The sequence below is a fragment of the Leclercia sp. 29361 genome (genome assembly GCF_011290365.1).
Lineage (GTDB): Bacteria > Pseudomonadota > Gammaproteobacteria > Enterobacterales > Enterobacteriaceae > Enterobacter > Enterobacter tamurae.
The window spans coordinates 1,485,885-1,501,089 of the sequence record NZ_CP049786.1 but is presented as its reverse complement, the minus strand read 5'-3'; the positions used below and the strand labels follow the sequence as shown (position 1 = coordinate 1,501,089).

At 59.7% G+C, this 15,205-nt stretch carries 10 protein-coding genes; 4 read left to right on the top strand and 6 right to left on the bottom strand.

Annotated elements, in window-relative coordinates:
• Nucleotides 1–58 precede the first annotated feature (58 nt).
• Nucleotides 59–1,321: a DUF1479 domain-containing protein gene (locus G7090_RS07065; RefSeq protein ID WP_166181931.1), complete on the top strand. Its 1,263-nt coding sequence runs from the start codon at nt 59–61 to the stop codon at nt 1,319–1,321.
• On the opposite strand, the gene G7090_RS07060 is transcribed toward G7090_RS07065, so the two are convergent.
• The gene (locus G7090_RS07060; RefSeq protein ID WP_166181930.1) at nt 1,318–2,391 is read right to left on the bottom strand and encodes a LacI family DNA-binding transcriptional regulator; all 1,074 of its coding nucleotides are present in this window, start codon (nt 2,389–2,391) and stop codon (nt 1,318–1,320) included. The genes G7090_RS07065 and G7090_RS07060 overlap by 4 nt on opposite strands.
• A 266-nt stretch (nt 2,392–2,657) precedes the next feature.
• Between G7090_RS07060 and G7090_RS07055 the strand changes: the two genes are divergently transcribed.
• Entirely contained in the window at nt 2,658–3,959 is a 1,302-nt protein-coding gene (locus G7090_RS07055) for an MFS transporter (RefSeq protein ID WP_166181929.1), read from the top strand.
• A 17-nt stretch (nt 3,960–3,976) separates the two neighbouring features.
• A complete protein-coding gene (locus G7090_RS07050) occupies nt 3,977–6,340 on the top strand; it encodes a TIM-barrel domain-containing protein (protein ID WP_166181928.1) in 2,364 nt (787 codons plus the stop codon).
• Nucleotides 6,341–6,442: 102 nt separating this feature from the next.
• Here G7090_RS07050 and G7090_RS07045 read toward each other — a convergent pair whose 3' ends face one another.
• On the bottom strand, nt 6,443–8,038 hold the full coding sequence (locus G7090_RS07045) for an ABC-F family ATPase (RefSeq protein WP_106992465.1): 1,596 nt from the start codon (nt 8,036–8,038) through the stop codon (nt 6,443–6,445).
• Nucleotides 8,039–8,257: 219 nt separating this feature from the next.
• Between G7090_RS07045 and ldtB the strand changes: the two genes are divergently transcribed.
• On the top strand, nt 8,258–9,178 hold the full coding sequence (gene ldtB, locus G7090_RS07040; protein ID WP_106992464.1) for a L,D-transpeptidase: 921 nt from the start codon (nt 8,258–8,260) through the stop codon (nt 9,176–9,178).
• Between the two features lie 648 nt (nt 9,179–9,826).
• Here ldtB and G7090_RS07035 read toward each other — a convergent pair.
• The 4 genes from G7090_RS07035 to G7090_RS07020 all read right to left on the bottom strand — a co-directional run bounded on the left by G7090_RS07035 (nt 9,827) and on the right by G7090_RS07020 (nt 15,148).
• The gene (locus G7090_RS07035; protein WP_166181927.1) at nt 9,827–10,867 is read right to left on the bottom strand and encodes an aldo/keto reductase; all 1,041 of its coding nucleotides are present in this window, start codon (nt 10,865–10,867) and stop codon (nt 9,827–9,829) included.
• Nucleotides 10,868–10,965: 98 nt separating this feature from the next.
• Nucleotides 10,966–12,489: an efflux transporter outer membrane subunit gene (locus tag G7090_RS07030; RefSeq protein ID WP_166181926.1), complete on the bottom strand. Its 1,524-nt coding sequence runs from the start codon at nt 12,487–12,489 to the stop codon at nt 10,966–10,968.
• Complete coding sequence (locus G7090_RS07025) at nt 12,489–14,060, bottom strand: DHA2 family efflux MFS transporter permease subunit (protein WP_166181925.1); 1,572 nt, start codon at nt 14,058–14,060, stop codon at nt 12,489–12,491. The genes G7090_RS07030 and G7090_RS07025 overlap by 1 nt, the downstream gene beginning before the upstream one ends.
• Entirely contained in the window at nt 14,057–15,148 is a 1,092-nt protein-coding gene (locus G7090_RS07020; RefSeq protein ID WP_166181924.1) for an HlyD family secretion protein, read from the bottom strand. The genes G7090_RS07025 and G7090_RS07020 overlap by 4 nt, the downstream gene beginning before the upstream one ends.
• Between the last annotated feature and the right edge of the window lie 57 nt (nt 15,149–15,205).

Genomic DNA, 15,205 nt, shown 5'->3' with positions numbered 1-15,205 from the left:
AACCTAAAGTATCACTTGTAATCACTTTTACTTTCGAATGAAAGATAGCGAGGCTGTTATGTCCTTAACCTTTACCAGTGAAACCTTGCCTGCTGACCATAAAGCGGCGATCCGCCAGATGAAGCGTGAACTGCGGGCGCAGATCGGTGATGTGCAGGCGGTGTTCAATCGTCTGAGCGATAAGATTGCCAGCCGGGTGGCAGAAATTAATGCCCTGAAAAGCAAAGGCGATCCTGTCTGGCCGGTGATCCCCTTTGCCGACGTGCAGAGCGGCAACATCAGCCCGGAACAGCGCGACGCGGTTAAGCGTCGCGGCTGTGCGGTGATCAAAGGTCATTTCCCGCGTGAGCAGGCGCTGGCGTGGGATAACGCGATGCTCGACTATCTCGATCTCAACCGGTTTGATGAGGTCTATAAAGGCCCGGGTGACAACTTCTTCGGCTCCCTAACCGCGTCGCGCCCGGAGATCTACCCGATCTACTGGTCACACGCCCAGATGGAAGCCCGTCAGAGCGAACGGATGGCGCAGGTGCAGTCGTTCCTGAACCGGTTGTGGACCTTTGAGAGCAACGGCAAACAGTGGTTCAACCCGGACGTGAGCGTGATCTACCCGGACCGCATTCGTCGCCGTCCGCCGGGAACCACCTCGAAAGGTCTCGGGGCGCATACCGACTCCGGCGCGCTGGAGCGCTGGCTGCTCCCGGCCTATCAGCAGGTCTTCGCCCGGGTGTTTGATGGCAATGTTGACCAGTACGATCCGTGGAATGCCGCGCACCGTACCGAAGTGGAAGAGTACACCGTGGATAACACCACCAAATGCTCGGTGTTCCGCACCTTCCAGGGCTGGACCGCGCTCTCCGACATGATCCCGGATCAGGGTCTGCTGCACGTGGTGCCGATCCCGGAAGCGATGGCTTACATTCTGCTGCGTCCGCTGCTGGACGATGTGCCGGAAGATGAACTCTGCGGCGTGGCGCCAGGGCGCGTGCTGCCGATCTCTGAGAAGTGGCATCCGCTGTTGATTGAAGCCCTGACCAGCATTCCGGCGCTGGAAGCGGGTGATTCGGTGTGGTGGCACTGCGATGTGATCCACTCGGTAGCCCCGGTGGAGAACCAGCAGGGCTGGGGCAACGTGATGTATATTCCGGCGGCACCGATGTGCGAGAAAAACCTCGCCTACGCGAAGAAGGTGAAAGCGGCGCTGGAAACCGGGGCTTCGCCGGGCGATTTCCCGCGCGAGGATTATGAGGCTGACTGGCAGTCACGCTTCACCACGGAAGATTTGAACATCCACGGCAAACGCGCGCTGGGTATGGCTTAAGCGTCGTACAGCCCGTCCCGCTCCACGGCGGTGCGTCTTTTCCCCGGACGTATCCGCCGTACTGATTCCCGCACCGCCAGCATCCCGTTCAGCAGCAAGGTTCCGGCCGGTGCCTCCGGGCGAATCAGCCGTTGCTGGAGCATATGCACCGCTTCGGTTCCCAGCTCATCGCGCGGAACGTGCACCGCCGTTAAAGGCACATCCTGAATCGCCGCCAGATTAAACCCGTCAATGCTCATCACCGAAACATCCTGCGGCACGCGCAGGCCGTGCTTCTGCAGTGCGCTGATGGTGCCTGCCGCCATAAAATCGCCCCCCACCAGAAACGCCGTTGGCAGCGCGTTATCCGGTATCTTGCTGAGCCAGGCGCTGACCTGCTCCTCGGTCTCTCTGGCGCTAAAGCTCGGCACCACCAGCAGATCGCGCTTGTCGTTAAATTTGATGTTGTGCCCCTGCCAGGCATCGCGTATCCCCGCCAGCCGTAGCTCCATGGTGTACCGCCGCAGGCAGAGCACGTTCAGCACGTCCCGGTGCCCCATCTCGAACAGGTATTCCGCCGCCAGCTCGCCAATGGCACGGTGATCGGGGGAGACGGCGGGCAGGCGCTGGCGGCGGTCGCGGCAGTTGATCAGCATGCAGGGTTTACCCACATCCACGGCGAGATCGTGAATGTGCGGATCGTCAATCCCCAGCAGAATGGCGGCCTGGGTCTCCGCTTCGTTCATCTTCGTCAGAAACAGCTGGGCATCGCTGTCGAACTCCTCCAGCGCGCAGTAGCGCAGCCTCACCTCATGCAGGCCGAGGGCTTTACTCATGCTCTGGATCACCCGGTAATAAAAGATGTCGGAGCGCTCGTCAAAGGCGCGCTGGGGCGCAAAAACCACCAGACTGTTAAGCAGCAGCCGTCCGGCAGCCATGCCCTCCATCACCCCCAGCTCCCGGGCGCAGGCCAGCACTTTACTGCGTGCGGCCGGGCTGGTGTTGGCCTTTCCGGCCAGCACTCTGGACACCGTGCTGACCGAAAGCTGCGTGCGGGCAGCAATTTCGGCGATTTTTAGCCTTTTCTCCATTTTGTGATCTCGCCCCGATTGTTAAATGAATAAATTTTCACAGCGTCAAAAGTTGGTCATAACTGGCTTCATTAGCATCATGGCAAACTATTAATAACATTTATGAGAAAAATTGCACAAAATCCGCTACTGCGGCTTCTTTTTCTGTCTTAAGTTCAATTTGTCACACCACTCCCATACTAGTTGTATAGCAACACCATCAAAAAACGATAAAGCGGTGTGACACCTAACCTCCGTACCCCTACAGTCCGTCTGGAGACAGAACAATGAGTCAGGACATCAATCACACCGTCGCGGTCGGCAAAACCCGCCGCGTTATCAAAAACCTGCGCTGGTATGTGCTGGTTCTGTTTTTACTGGGCGTCACCGTCAACTACATCACCCGTAACTCGTTAGGCATTCTTGCCCCGGAGCTGAAAGAGAGCCTCGGCATCACCACGGAACAGTACTCGTGGATTGTCGGTGCCTTCCAGCTCGCCTATACCCTCTTTCAGCCACTGTGTGGCTGGTTAATCGACGTCATTGGCCTGAAGATTGGTTTTATGGTCTGCGCCGGGATCTGGGCGCTGATGTGTATCTTCCACGCGGGAGCCGGGAGCTGGCTGCATCTGGCCATTCTGCGCTTCTTTATGGGCGCGTCCGAAGCGGCCGCGACCCCGGCAAACGCCAAAACCATTGGCGAATGGTTCCCGAAATCAGAGCGTCCGGTAGCCGCCGGTTGGGCGGGCGTGGGCTTCTCCATCGGCGCGATGCTGGCCCCGCCAATTATCTACTTCGCCCACGCCTCCTTCGGCTGGCAGGGCGCGTTTATGTTTACCGGCGTGCTGGCGCTGCTGTGGGTGATCCTGTGGTGGGCGTTCTACCACAACCCGGAGCAGCACCCGAACCTGAGCAAGGACGAACTGGCGTTTATCAAGCAGGATAACGAGCCACCGGCGGTGAAACTGCCCTTCCTGACCGCGTTGAAAACCGTCTCGAAGAACAAACGTTTCTACGGGATTGCCATTCCGGCGTTTATGGCGGAACCGGCCTGGGCGGTACTGAGCTTCTGGGTGCCGCTCTATCTGGCGAAAGAGCACGGCATGGACCTGAAGCAGATCGCGATGTTTGCCTGGCTGCCGTTCCTCGCCGCAGACCTCGGCAGCGTGGCGAGCGGCTACCTCACCCGTCTCTATACCCGCTGGTTCGGCTGCTCCCGCGTCAACTCGGTGGTGGCCAGCTCGGTTACCGGCGCCTTCCTGATGATCTCCCTCGGCATTGTCGCTCTCACCCGCGACCCGTACATCACCATTGCCCTGATCTCCATCGGCGGCTTTGGACACCAGATCATCTCCTGCATGCTCAGCGCCCTGGTGGTGGAGTCCTTCGACAAGGGCCAGATGGCCACCGTCAACGGCATGCGCGGCTCGGCGGCGTGGATCGCCAGCTTCCTCTTCTCTCTGTTGATTGGTGTGACCGCCGACAAAATCGGCTTTAACCCGCTCTTTATTGCCATGGGGTTCTTCGACCTGATTGGCGCTGTTTTCCTGGTGGCATTTATTGCTGAACGTCGCGCCAAGCGCGCCTGATAGTGGATGTATTGCATATGAAAACCCTGAAAAACTGGACCGTAGATAAACAGTCAGCGACCCATCTGGAACTGCTGGTCGATAGCCAGCACCGCCTGTGCCTGTATGTGCTGGAAGAGAACCTGTTCCGGGTGCTGATTAAGCGCCAGGGGGCACTGACCCTGGATCGGACCTGGAGCATCGCCCCGGAGCAGGATGTGCCCTGGGAAGGCCGCCGCCGGGACGATCTCAGCGGCTTTAGCTGCCCGACCTGGACGCTGACGCAGCAGGACGATGTGCTGACCGTGGCCACCGAACAGCTGCGCGTCACCGTGCATCAGCCGCTGTGGCTGGAGTGGCACTACCGCGACGAGGCAGGTGAGTGGCAGCCGCTGGTAAATGACCGTCCTACCAGCGCCTATCTGCTCAACGCCCACGGCGACGGGGTGGCGCACTACCTGAGCCGTCGTCAGGACGAACGTTTCTACGGTCTGGGCGAGAAAGCGGGCGATCTGCAGCGCAACGGCAAGCGCTATGAGATGCGTAACCTGGATGCGATGGGCTATAACGCGGCCAGCACCGATCCGCTGTACAAGCATATTCCGTTTACCCTCACCCGCCGGGATGACGTGAGCTACGGCCTGTTTTACGACAACCTCAGCAGCTGCTGGCTGGATCTGGGTAACGAAATCGACAACTACCACACCGCCTACCGTCGCTGGCAGGCGGAAGCGGGTGACATCGATTACTACATTTTCACCGGGAAACGGGCGCTGGACGTTACCAAAGCCTTTGTCCGTCTGACCGGCAAAACCCTGTTCGGGCCGAAATGGAGCCTGGGTTATAGCGGCTCGACCATGCACTACACCGACGCACCGGACGCCCAGAACCAGCTGATGAACTTTATCCGCCTGTGCGAAGAGCACGCCATTCCGTGCGACTCGTTCCAGCTCTCGTCGGGCTACACCTCGATCAACGGCAAGCGCTACGTCTTCAACTGGAACTACGACAAAGTGCCGCAGCCGAAGGTGATGAGCCAGGCGTTCCACGACGCGGGCCTGAAGCTGGCAGCCAACATCAAGCCGTGCCTGCTGCAGGATCACCCCCGCTATAACGAGGTGGCGGAACGCGGCCTGTTCATTCGTGATTCAGAAACCGACGCACCGGAACGCTCCAGCTTCTGGGATGACGAAGGTTCACACCTCGACTTTACCAACCCGCAGACGGTGCAGTGGTGGCAGGAAGGGGTGACCACCCAGCTGCTGGAGATGGGGATCGACTCCACCTGGAACGACAACAACGAGTTTGAGGTGTGGGATGGGGAAGCGCGCTGCCACGGCTTTGGCAACGAAATCGCCATCAAACATATTCGTCCGGTGATGCCGCTGCTGATGATGCGGGCTTCGCTGGAAGCGCAGCAGCGCTTTGCGCCGGAAAAACGTCCGTATCTGATCTCCCGTTCCGGCTGCGCCGGGATGCAGCGTTACGTCCAGACCTGGAGCGGGGATAATCGCACCAACTGGGCGACCCTGCGCTACAACACCCGCATGGGGCTGGGGATGAGCCTCTCCGGGCTGTATAACGTCGGCCACGACGTCGGCGGCTTCTCCGGCGATAAACCGGACGCCGAGCTGTTTGTCCGCTGGGTGCAGAACGGGGTGATGCATCCGCGCTTTACCATTCACTCGTGGAATGATGATGCCACCGTTAACGAGCCGTGGATGTATCCGGGGGTAACGCCAGCCATTCGCGGTGCCATTGAGCTGCGCTATCGTTTGCTGCCCTATCTCTACACCCTGCTCTGGCAGGCCCATGCCGATGACGAGCCGATGCTGCGTCCAACCTTCCTCGACCATGAGCACGATGCGCAGACCTTCGAAGAGTGCGATGACTTCCTGCTGGGCCGCGACCTGCTGGTGGCCAGCGTCGTCGAAGCCGGGCAGCGCGAGCGCCGTGTCTGGCTGCCGGATAACGAAACCGGCTGGTACGATTTTTACACCCAGGAGTGGTTCTCCGGCGGGCAGTGGATCGTCCGTGATGCTCCGCTGGAAAAACTGCCCCTGCTGGTGCGTGCCGGTGCCGGTCTTCCCCTCAGCGAACGCATCACGCATGTGTCAGCCGAAAAAGACGATACCCGCGAGCTGAAGCTGTTCCCGGTGAAAGGGGTAGGTGCGACCTCGGGTCTGCTGTTTGAAGATGACGGCGAGAGCTGGGGTTATCAGAACGGCAACGCGCTGTGGGTGGAGTGGGAGATGGTGTGCGATGGGGCAACCATCAACCTGAAGATCAACGGGCGTGGGGATTATCGTCCGACGTGGAAGGCGCTGAAGGTGTCGTTACCGGCCGGGGAAAAACGCAGGCTGCGGGTGAACGGTGTTGAAGGGAGTGAGTGGGTGGTGTAATTGCCCCTCACCCCGGCCCTCTCCCCATAGGGGCGAGGGTGAAAACCGCACCGGGCAGTCCCCTCTCCCCTATGGGGAGAGGGTTAGGGTGAGGGGTTTATTTTAACCGTCGATACCTTTGCTGCGCAGGTAATCTTCATAGTTACCGCTGAAGTCCACCACGCGCTCTGGCGTAATTTCAATCACGCGGGTCGCCAGGGAGCTGACAAACTCACGGTCGTGAGAGACGAAGATCAGGGTGCCCTGATACATCTCCAGCGCCATGTTCAGTGATTCGATCGATTCCATATCCAGGTGGTTGGTTGGTTCATCCATCACCAGAATGTTCGGTTTCTGCATCATCAGCTTGCCGAAGAGCATACGGCCCTTCTCACCACCGGAAAGCACCTTCGCCGGCTTTTTGATGTCGTCCTGGCTGAACAGCAGACGGCCGAGGAAGCTGCGCACCACCTGCTCGTCATCGCCTTCGGATTTCCACTGGCTCATCCAGTCGAAGACGGTCAGATCGTTATCGAAATCTTCGGCGTGATCCTGGGCGTAGTAACCAATCTGCGCGTTCTCGGACCATTTCACGGTCCCGTTATCCGGAGCCAGTTCGCCTACCAGGGTCTTCAGCATGGTGGTTTTACCCACGCCGTTAGCACCCAGAATGGCGATCTTCTCGCCCACTTCCAGCAGCAGGTTGAAGTTTTTGAACAGCGGACCGTTGTCGAAACCTTTTGTCAGCTCTTCGACGGCTAAGGCGTTACGGAACAGTTTTTTGTCCTGCTCGAAGCGGATGAACGGGTTCTGACGGCTGGAGGCTTTAACTTCATCCAGCTTAATTTTATCGATCTGGCGGGCACGGGAGGTGGCCTGACGCGATTTAGAGGCGTTGGCGCTGAAGCGGCTGACGAAGGATTGCAGGTCAGCAATCTGCGCCTTTTTCTTGGCGTTATCGGCCAGCAGACGCTCACGCGCCTGGGTCGCGGCAGTCATGTACTCGTCGTAGTTACCTGCATAAACGCGCAGTTCACCGTAGTCCAGATCCGCCATGTGGGTGCAGACCATGTTCAGGAAGTGACGGTCGTGCGAGATGATGATCATGGTGCTGTTACGCTCGTTCAGCGTCTGCTCCAGCCAGCGAATGGTATCGATGTCGAGGTTGTTCGTCGGTTCGTCGAGCAGCAGGATGTCCGGGTTAGAGAACAGCGCCTGTGCCAGCAGAACACGCAGTTTCCAGCCGGGTGCGACTTCGCTCATCAGACCGTAGTGCTGTTCAACCGGAATGCCCACGCCCAGCAGCAGTTCACCGGCACGGGACTCCGCAGAGTAGCCGTCCATTTCGCCGTACAGCACTTCGAGGTCGGCCACTTTATAGCCATCTTCTTCGCTCATTTCGGCAAGGGCATAGATGCGGTCGCGCTCCTGCTTCACTTCCCACAGCTCACCGTGGCCCATGATCACCGTGTCAAGAACGGTGAACGTTTCAAAGGCGAACTGATCCTGACGCAGCTTACCGATGCGCTCGTTCGGATCGAGAGAAACGTTGCCCAGCGTCGGCTCTAAATCGCCGCCGAGGATCTTCATGAAGGTGGATTTTCCGCTACCGTTGGCACCAATGAGGCCGTAACGGTTGCCGCCGCCAAATTTGACGGAAATGTTTTCGAACAGCGGCTTACTGCCAAACTGCATAGTGACGTTGCTGGTAACTAACACGGGAGATTCCTGCGAGAAGTGTGATAAACCCGGCATTATGCCACAATTCCGAAATGAGATCCCGTGTAACAACATAACGCTAAACTTTAACGAAACGGAAAAAAGTGTGATTTAGTACACATCCGAATTCCATGCGGTCAGGAATGCACATATAATGCGCTCCCTAAACCGTTCAGACTTTTAAACAACCTGCCAAGTGGCACAGATACCTCGCACACCATGAATATGAAATTAACTTCGCTTTTCGCGGCGGCGTTTGCCGTAGTAGGGTTTTGCAAGACCGCTTCTGCTGTCACCTATCCACTGCCAACCGACGGTAGCCGTCTGGTGGGTCAGAACCAGGTTGTGACCATTGAAGAGGGTAACACCCAGCCGCTGGAATATTTCGCAGCTGAATATCAGCTGGGTCTGTCCAACATGATGGAAGCCAACCCAGGCGTCGATCCGTACCTGCCGAAGGGCGGTACCGTGCTGAATATTCCTCAGCAGCTGATCCTGCCGGACACCGTGCATGAAGGCATCGTCATCAACAGCGCCGAAATGCGTCTGTACTACTACCCGAAAGGCACCAACACGGTGATCGTGCTGCCAATCGGTATCGGCCAGTTGGGGAAAGATACCCCGATGAACTGGACCACCAAAGTTGAGCGTAAGAAAGCGGGCCCAACCTGGACGCCGACTGCCAAAATGCACGCCGAGTACATTGCCGCGGGCGAGCCGCTGCCAGCCGTTGTTCCTGCTGGCCCGGATAACCCGATGGGTCTGTACGCCCTGTACATTGGTCGTCTGTATGCGATCCACGGCACCAACGCCAACTTCGGTATCGGCCTGCGCGTGAGCCACGGCTGTGTGCGTCTGCGTAACGACGATATCAAATTCCTGTTCGAGAATGTGCCGGTTGGCACCCGCGTGCAGTTCATCAACGAGCCGGTAAAAGCAACTACCGAGCCGGATGGCAGCCGTTACCTCGAAGTGCATAACCCGCTGTCCACCAGCGAAGAGCAGATCAACAACAACGTCACCGTACCGGTCACCCTGACCAGCAACGTGCAGGCCATCACCGGCCAGCAGGACGTGGATGCGACCATCGTTGAGCAAGCGATCAACAACCGTTCCGGGATGCCGGTTCGTCTGAACTGATCGACAGAATTGTTTGACTGAACACTTCTGTCATTACGGTGGAATTGTTCCGTTCACTACAGCATCTCTGCATTATGCATACCCAGCTGCGGTGAACGTGTTAAGGGGGCTACCGCCGCCCCCTTAACAATCCCGGCTCCCGGCAAAGAAAATCGCCGCTTCGCGGTACCCTCAGCTTATTCCTTTCGGCTTTCGGGTCGGGCGTGATCCTACATCCATGTAGGTCACGCCCTCTCGGCGCATCCATGCGCCTCGCCCCGGCCTACAGGAAACGCTTCGGCGATTTTCAGCCGGACTGTCGTCCCCTCTACCTTCACCATCTTCTGAAAGAATTTTTAAACAAGTCATTTCATTGCCTGAATATGGCACGGGTGTTAAGTCCCGCTGAAATCGGCGAACCGGAGACCGGATGACCAGGGCTGGACGCCATGGATGGCGGCCAGAGGCGAAGCGAGACAGGACGTCGAGTTGAGCCGACCGCAGGCAGGAGGTCGGGAGGTGAGCGCAGTGCGAAGCACCGATTTCGTTGCGGGGCCGCGGGGATTGAAAAGGGGACCGCGGTGGCCCCCTTTTCCCGTTCACGGGTGCAGGGATTTCATAGTCTACCGGTCATAAGGTGAACGGAAGTTTCCTCTGAACAGCAAAAAATTACCCCTGCGCCAGCTGGTTACGGCGATATTCCCCCTGCCGCTCCAGCATCCAGCCTGGATATTCTCGCGGCAGCGCGCTCACCGCATCCAGCTGTTTCAGCTCCTCGTCGCTGAGATGAATCGCCGTCGCGGCGATATTGTCGTCCAGCTGATCCACCCGTTTTGCCCCCACAATCACGCTGCTGACCACCGGCTGATGGAGCAGCCAGGCGAGGGCGATTTGCGCGACCGATACCCCTTTGCTGTCGGCAATGTGGCGCATCACGTCCACGCAATCAAACGCCCGCGCTTTATCCACCGGCGGGAAGTCAAATTCCTGGCGGCGGCCACCGCCCTGCACCTGACCGTCGCGGTCGTATTTGCCGCTCAGCAGCCCGCCTGCCAGCGGGCTCCAGACCATTAACCCCACCTTCTCGCTTTGCAACATCGGCACCAGCTCGCGCTCAAGATCGCGGCCTGCGATGGTGTAGTAAGCCTGCAGGGAGGCAAAACGCGCCAGCCCCAGCCGCTCGGAGATCCCCAGCGCTTTCATAATCTGCCAGGCCGCCCAGTTGGAGACGCCGACGTAGCGCACATGTCCGTGCTGGACGAGGTTATCCAGGGCATAGAGCGTCTCTTCAATCGGGGTGGCCGGGTCAAAACCGTGCAGCTGATAGAGATCGATATAGTCCAGCTGCATACGCTGCAGGCTCTCCTTCACGCTGCTGATGATGTGATGACGCGAATTGCCGCGGGAGTTAACCCCTGCGGTGCCCGTCTCGCCAAAGACTTTGGTTGCTACCACCACGTTTTCACGCGGGACCTTCAGGTTTTTCAGCGCCTGGCCGGTGATGGCTTCCGAGCGCCCTTCTGAATAGACGTTGGCGGTATCGATAAAATTGATCCCCGCGTCCAGCGCACGACCCACCAGCTGCTCGGCCTCCTGCTGCTGGAGCTGGCCTATCTTGCCCCACATCCCGCCTTCGCCGCCGAAGGTCATGGTCCCGAGGCAGAGCTCAGAAACAAACAGGCCGGTATTACCCAGTTTTTGATATCGCATTTGACGCTCCTCGTGTGTTGAGTACCCGATAGTTATACCCGGCTCACGCCGACGGCGAATGTGCGGTTCCTGCCCGTTTCTTGCCCAATCCTCTGAACTTATCCGCGCGGGGCGTCGCCAAAGACGGCGTAGTCCGGCAGCTGGACCTGCTGATACGGCTCCCAGCCCCCGCCGAGGGCTTTATAGAGCGCCACCAGATCCAGGGCGCTCTGTACCCGGGCCTGCTCCCGCTGCTGCTGCGCCTGAGCCAGCTGGCGCTGGGCATCCAGCACGTCGATAAAGGTGGCGATCCCCTGGCGATAGCTACTGCTTGCCAAGTCGAAGGCGTTTTGCAGCGCATCGATAGTTTTGTTCAATCCCGCTTCCCGCTTCTGGTCGGTGCGGTAGCTGACCAGCGCGTTTTCCACATCCCCCAGCGCGGTGAGCACCGTCTGACGATACTCCAGCACCGCGGCACCCTGCTGCGCCCGGGCGACCTTCACGCTGGAGACCAGCCGTCCGCCCTGGAAGATGGGGATGGAAACCTGCGGCCCGACGCTGTAGAAGTGGCTGCTCCAGTCGGTGAGCCAGCTGGCTTCGCTGTTACGCAGGCCAAACTGGCCGCTGAGCGAGACGCTGGGGAACAGCTGCGCCACCGACACGCCGATCTGCGCGGTGGCCGCATGCAGGTTTGCCTCGGCTTCACGCACGTCCGGACGTCGCCGCGCCAGCGTGGAGGGAATACCGGTGGGGACAATCTCCGGCAGCGCGGGCAGCGGTTTGCTGGCCTGCAGCTCGCCGTCCAGCGCCCCCGGCGGTTTGCCCAGCAGGATCGCCAGGCCGTTCATCGCCTGCCGGGCCTGGGCTTCATACTGCGGAAGCTGCGCCTCAAGGTTGCCGAGCTGGGCGCGGGCGTTCTCCACGTCCATCTGCGGTGACAGCCCGCCGCGCTGGCGGCTGTCGGTCAGCTCCAGGGTCTGCTGCGCGCTCTCAATCTGGGTGTTGAGGGTGGCGATACTGCTCTGGGCGCCGCGCAGCTGGAGCCAGCCGCGGGCGACTTCGGCCTCCAGCGACACCAGGGCGTCGTTACGCTGCTCGATGGCCGCCTGCTGCTGGGCGTCGGCGGCTTCCACCTGACGGCGCACCTTGCCCCACAGATCCAGCTCCCACTGGGCATCAAAGCTGCCCTGGTAGAGGTTAATCGGCTGGGTCAGCGGCCCCAGCGCCCCGCGCAGCTCGGGATCGACATCATCCAGCTGATCGTACACGCCGTGGGATTTCAGCTCCCCTTCCAGCCCCAGCTGCTGCCGGGTGGCCTGCAGGTTGCCGTTCACCGCCGGGAAGAAGGCCCCGCCAGCCTGATTAATCTGCTCCCGCGCGCCGGCAATGCGCAGCACGGTTTGCTGCAGGGAGAGGTTGCCGGCAATGGCGCGTTCAATCAGGCTGTCCAGCTGCGGATCGCCGAAGGTTTTCCACCAGCGCGGATTGATGGCGGTGGATGCGGTTTGCGATTTCGCCCCGCCGTCGCCCGGATCGTTCCAGTGGGTCGGCGTTTGCGGCGCGGGCTGCTGGTAGTCGGGCCCCACGGCACAGCCTGCCAGCAACAGCATTATCATCAGGGGGCTTAAACGTCTGCAAATCATCAGTGTGCTCCTGCACTTCCCTCGCTCTTAACCGGCGAGAGCAACAAACAAAACGGAATCAGTAAGAGAGCCACCACGCTCAGAATGGTGAAGACGTCGATGTAGGCCAGGAATCGCGACTGTTCGATCATCACCTGATACATGCGCCCGGTGGCGATGCCAGCGGGGTCGCCCACCTGGGTGGTGAAGTTCTGCACCGCCTGCGCCATCTCGCGAAGTGTGTGCTGGAACGGCTCATCGAACGCTGAGGTGTGCGTGGCGAGATGGGCGCTGTGGGCCTGCGAACGCTCGGTAATGGCCGCCGTCGAGAGCGAAATGCCGATCGACCCGGCCACGTTGCGGAACATGGTAAACAGCGCCGCAGCGTCGGCGTTCAGCTGCCGGGGAATCGAGATAAAGGCGATGGTGGTCAAGGGCACAAACAGGAACCCCAGGCCGATCGACTGAGCGCTGCGGAACAGCACCAGGGTCTCGAAGTCGATATCCGGCGTGAGCGTGCGGGACCAGAAGAACGACACCGCCAGACAGGTAAAGCCGAAGGCAATGATCCAGCGCGTCTGCACAATCGGCATCAGCTTTAGCACCAGCGGGATGGTGAGGACGATCAGGATCGCCCCGGGGGAGAGCACCAGCCCGGACCAGGTGGCGGTATAGCCCAGATCCTGCTGGGCCAGCTGCGGGATCACCACTGAACTGCCGTACAGGATCATTGCCATCCCGGCCATCAGCAGGCTGGAGACGGCGAAGTTTTTATCCTTCATGCAGTGCAGATCCACCACCGGCTTTTTGGCATACAGCAGCCAGTAGATGGCGCCGATAATGCCAACCAGGGTCAGCACCGCGAAGGTGCGGGTAAAGTTCGAGTTAAACCAGTCTTCGTCCTCGCCCCGGTCGAGCATCACCTGCAGGCAACCGAGACCCAGCGCGATCAGGCCAATCCCGGTCCAGTCGATAGGGATCTTCTCTTTCGATTTACTCTCCCAGGGTGGATCTTCCAGCAGCTGATAGATCGCCAGCACGGTGACGATCCCTACCGGAATGTTAATAAAGAACACCCAGCGCCAGGAGTAGTTATCGGTGATCCAGCCCCCGAGCGTCGGCCCCAGCACCGGGGCGACGATGATGGCGATGGACGACAGGCCAAAAGCCTTGCCGCGATCTTCCGGCTTAAAGTAGTCGAGCAGCACCGACTGCTGGGTGGGCTGCAGGCCGCCGCCGAAGAAGCCCTGCATGATACGGAACAGGATAATTTGCCACAGCTCGGTGGCGATCCCGCACAGGAAGGAGCAGACGGTAAACATCACGATGCAGATCAGGAAGAACTGCTTGCGGCCAAAAACCCGGCTCAGAAAGGCCGAGATGGGCAGCACAATGCCGTTGGCCACCAGATAGCTGGTGAGCACCCAGGTGGATTCGTCGTAGCTGGCAGAGAGCGAGCCCGCCACGTGGGGCAGCGCCACGTTGACGATGGTGGTGTCGAGGATCTCCATAAACACCGCGAGGGTGACGACAATCGCCACCGCCCACGGGTTGCTGGCGGGCCGCCAGTTTTCATGGCTGTGCTCACTCATTCCACGGTTACCTTGGGTTCAACCGAGAGGCCGAGCGGCAGCGGCTGGTTTGGATCCAGACCTTTATCGATAACGATTTTTACCGGCACGCGCTGGACGATCTTCACGAAGTTGCCGGTGGCGTTCTCCGACGGGAAGGCGGCAAAGCGCGAGCCACTCCCCTGCTGGATGGAGTCGATATGCCCTTCCAGCTCCAGATCCGGCCAGGCGTCGACGCTCAGCGTGACCTTATTACCGGGACGCATCCGCTCCAGCTGCGACTCTTTAAAGTTGGCGACCACCCAGATATCGGTCGAGACCAGCGAAAAGAGCGCGGTGCCGGCCTGCACCAGAGTGCCGGTCTGGACGTTGCGTTTCGTTATATAGCCATCAAAGGGGGCGCGGACCTCGGTGTAAGAGAGGTTGAGCTCTGCGGTCTCCAGCTGGGCGCGGGCCTGCTCCACCTGACGCTCCCGGGCTTCGACGTTGGTCTCCTGCTGGCGAATTTGCAGCTGCACCTGCGAGGCCACCTCAAGTTGCGCTTTAGCGCTGGCAAGCTGGGCCTGGGCGCTGCGCAACTGGGCGTTGGCCGCATCGATGCTCTGCTGCGTGGTGGCGCGGGGATCGACGCCGCGCTGGCGGCGATACTCCGCCTCAGCATTGGCCAGATCCGCCTGGGCTTTGATCACCTGAGCGTTGGCTTCATCGCGCTGGGCCGGGTATTGCACCTTCGAGAGCGCCAGTTGCGCCTGGGCCTGATGCAGCTGGGCCTCAGCCAGGCCAAGCTGGGCTTTGGCCTGGTCGCGCTGGGCGCTGGTGTCCCGGGGATCAATCGTCACCAGCAGATCGCCCTTTTTCACCCGCTGGTTATCGCGCACCCGCAGCTCGGTGACATAGCCTGCGGTTTTGGGGGCAATGGTTACAGCGTCGCCTTCGGTAAAGGCGTCGTCGGTGGTCTCCTGGTTACGGGTCATAAACCACCATACCAGCGCCACAATGACCATCACGATCACCACAATGCCCAGAATAATCAGCGGCTTTTTGCCGGGGCGTTTACGTTGAGTCTCTTTATTATCGGTGTTTTCAGAGGGTTGGTTTTCTTCCGCCATAGAACAGCATCCGTCCTGTTAGTGAACGGCATCACAATTTATGCCGCTCACTAAAGT

What these genes read in the sequence shown, in the direction of transcription:
- G7090_RS07065 (WP_166181931.1), top strand. Translation starts at nt 59, where the DNA reads ATGTCCTTAACCTTTACCAGTGAAACCTTGCCTGCTGACCATAAAGCG.
- G7090_RS07035 (WP_166181927.1), bottom strand. Translation starts at nt 10,867, where the DNA reads ATGCGATATCAAAAACTGGGTAATACCGGCCTGTTTGTTTCTGAGCTC.
- G7090_RS07030 (WP_166181926.1), bottom strand. Translation starts at nt 12,489, where the DNA reads ATGATTTGCAGACGTTTAAGCCCCCTGATGATAATGCTGTTGCTGGCA.
- G7090_RS07050 (WP_166181928.1), top strand. Translation starts at nt 3,977, where the DNA reads ATGAAAACCCTGAAAAACTGGACCGTAGATAAACAGTCAGCGACCCAT.
- ldtB (WP_106992464.1), top strand. Translation starts at nt 8,258, where the DNA reads ATGAATATGAAATTAACTTCGCTTTTCGCGGCGGCGTTTGCCGTAGTA.
- G7090_RS07020 (WP_166181924.1), bottom strand. Translation starts at nt 15,148, where the DNA reads ATGGCGGAAGAAAACCAACCCTCTGAAAACACCGATAATAAAGAGACT.
- G7090_RS07060 (WP_166181930.1), bottom strand. Translation starts at nt 2,391, where the DNA reads ATGGAGAAAAGGCTAAAAATCGCCGAAATTGCTGCCCGCACGCAGCTT.
- G7090_RS07025 (WP_166181925.1), bottom strand. Translation starts at nt 14,060, where the DNA reads ATGAGTGAGCACAGCCATGAAAACTGGCGGCCCGCCAGCAACCCGTGG.
- G7090_RS07055 (WP_166181929.1), top strand. Translation starts at nt 2,658, where the DNA reads ATGAGTCAGGACATCAATCACACCGTCGCGGTCGGCAAAACCCGCCGC.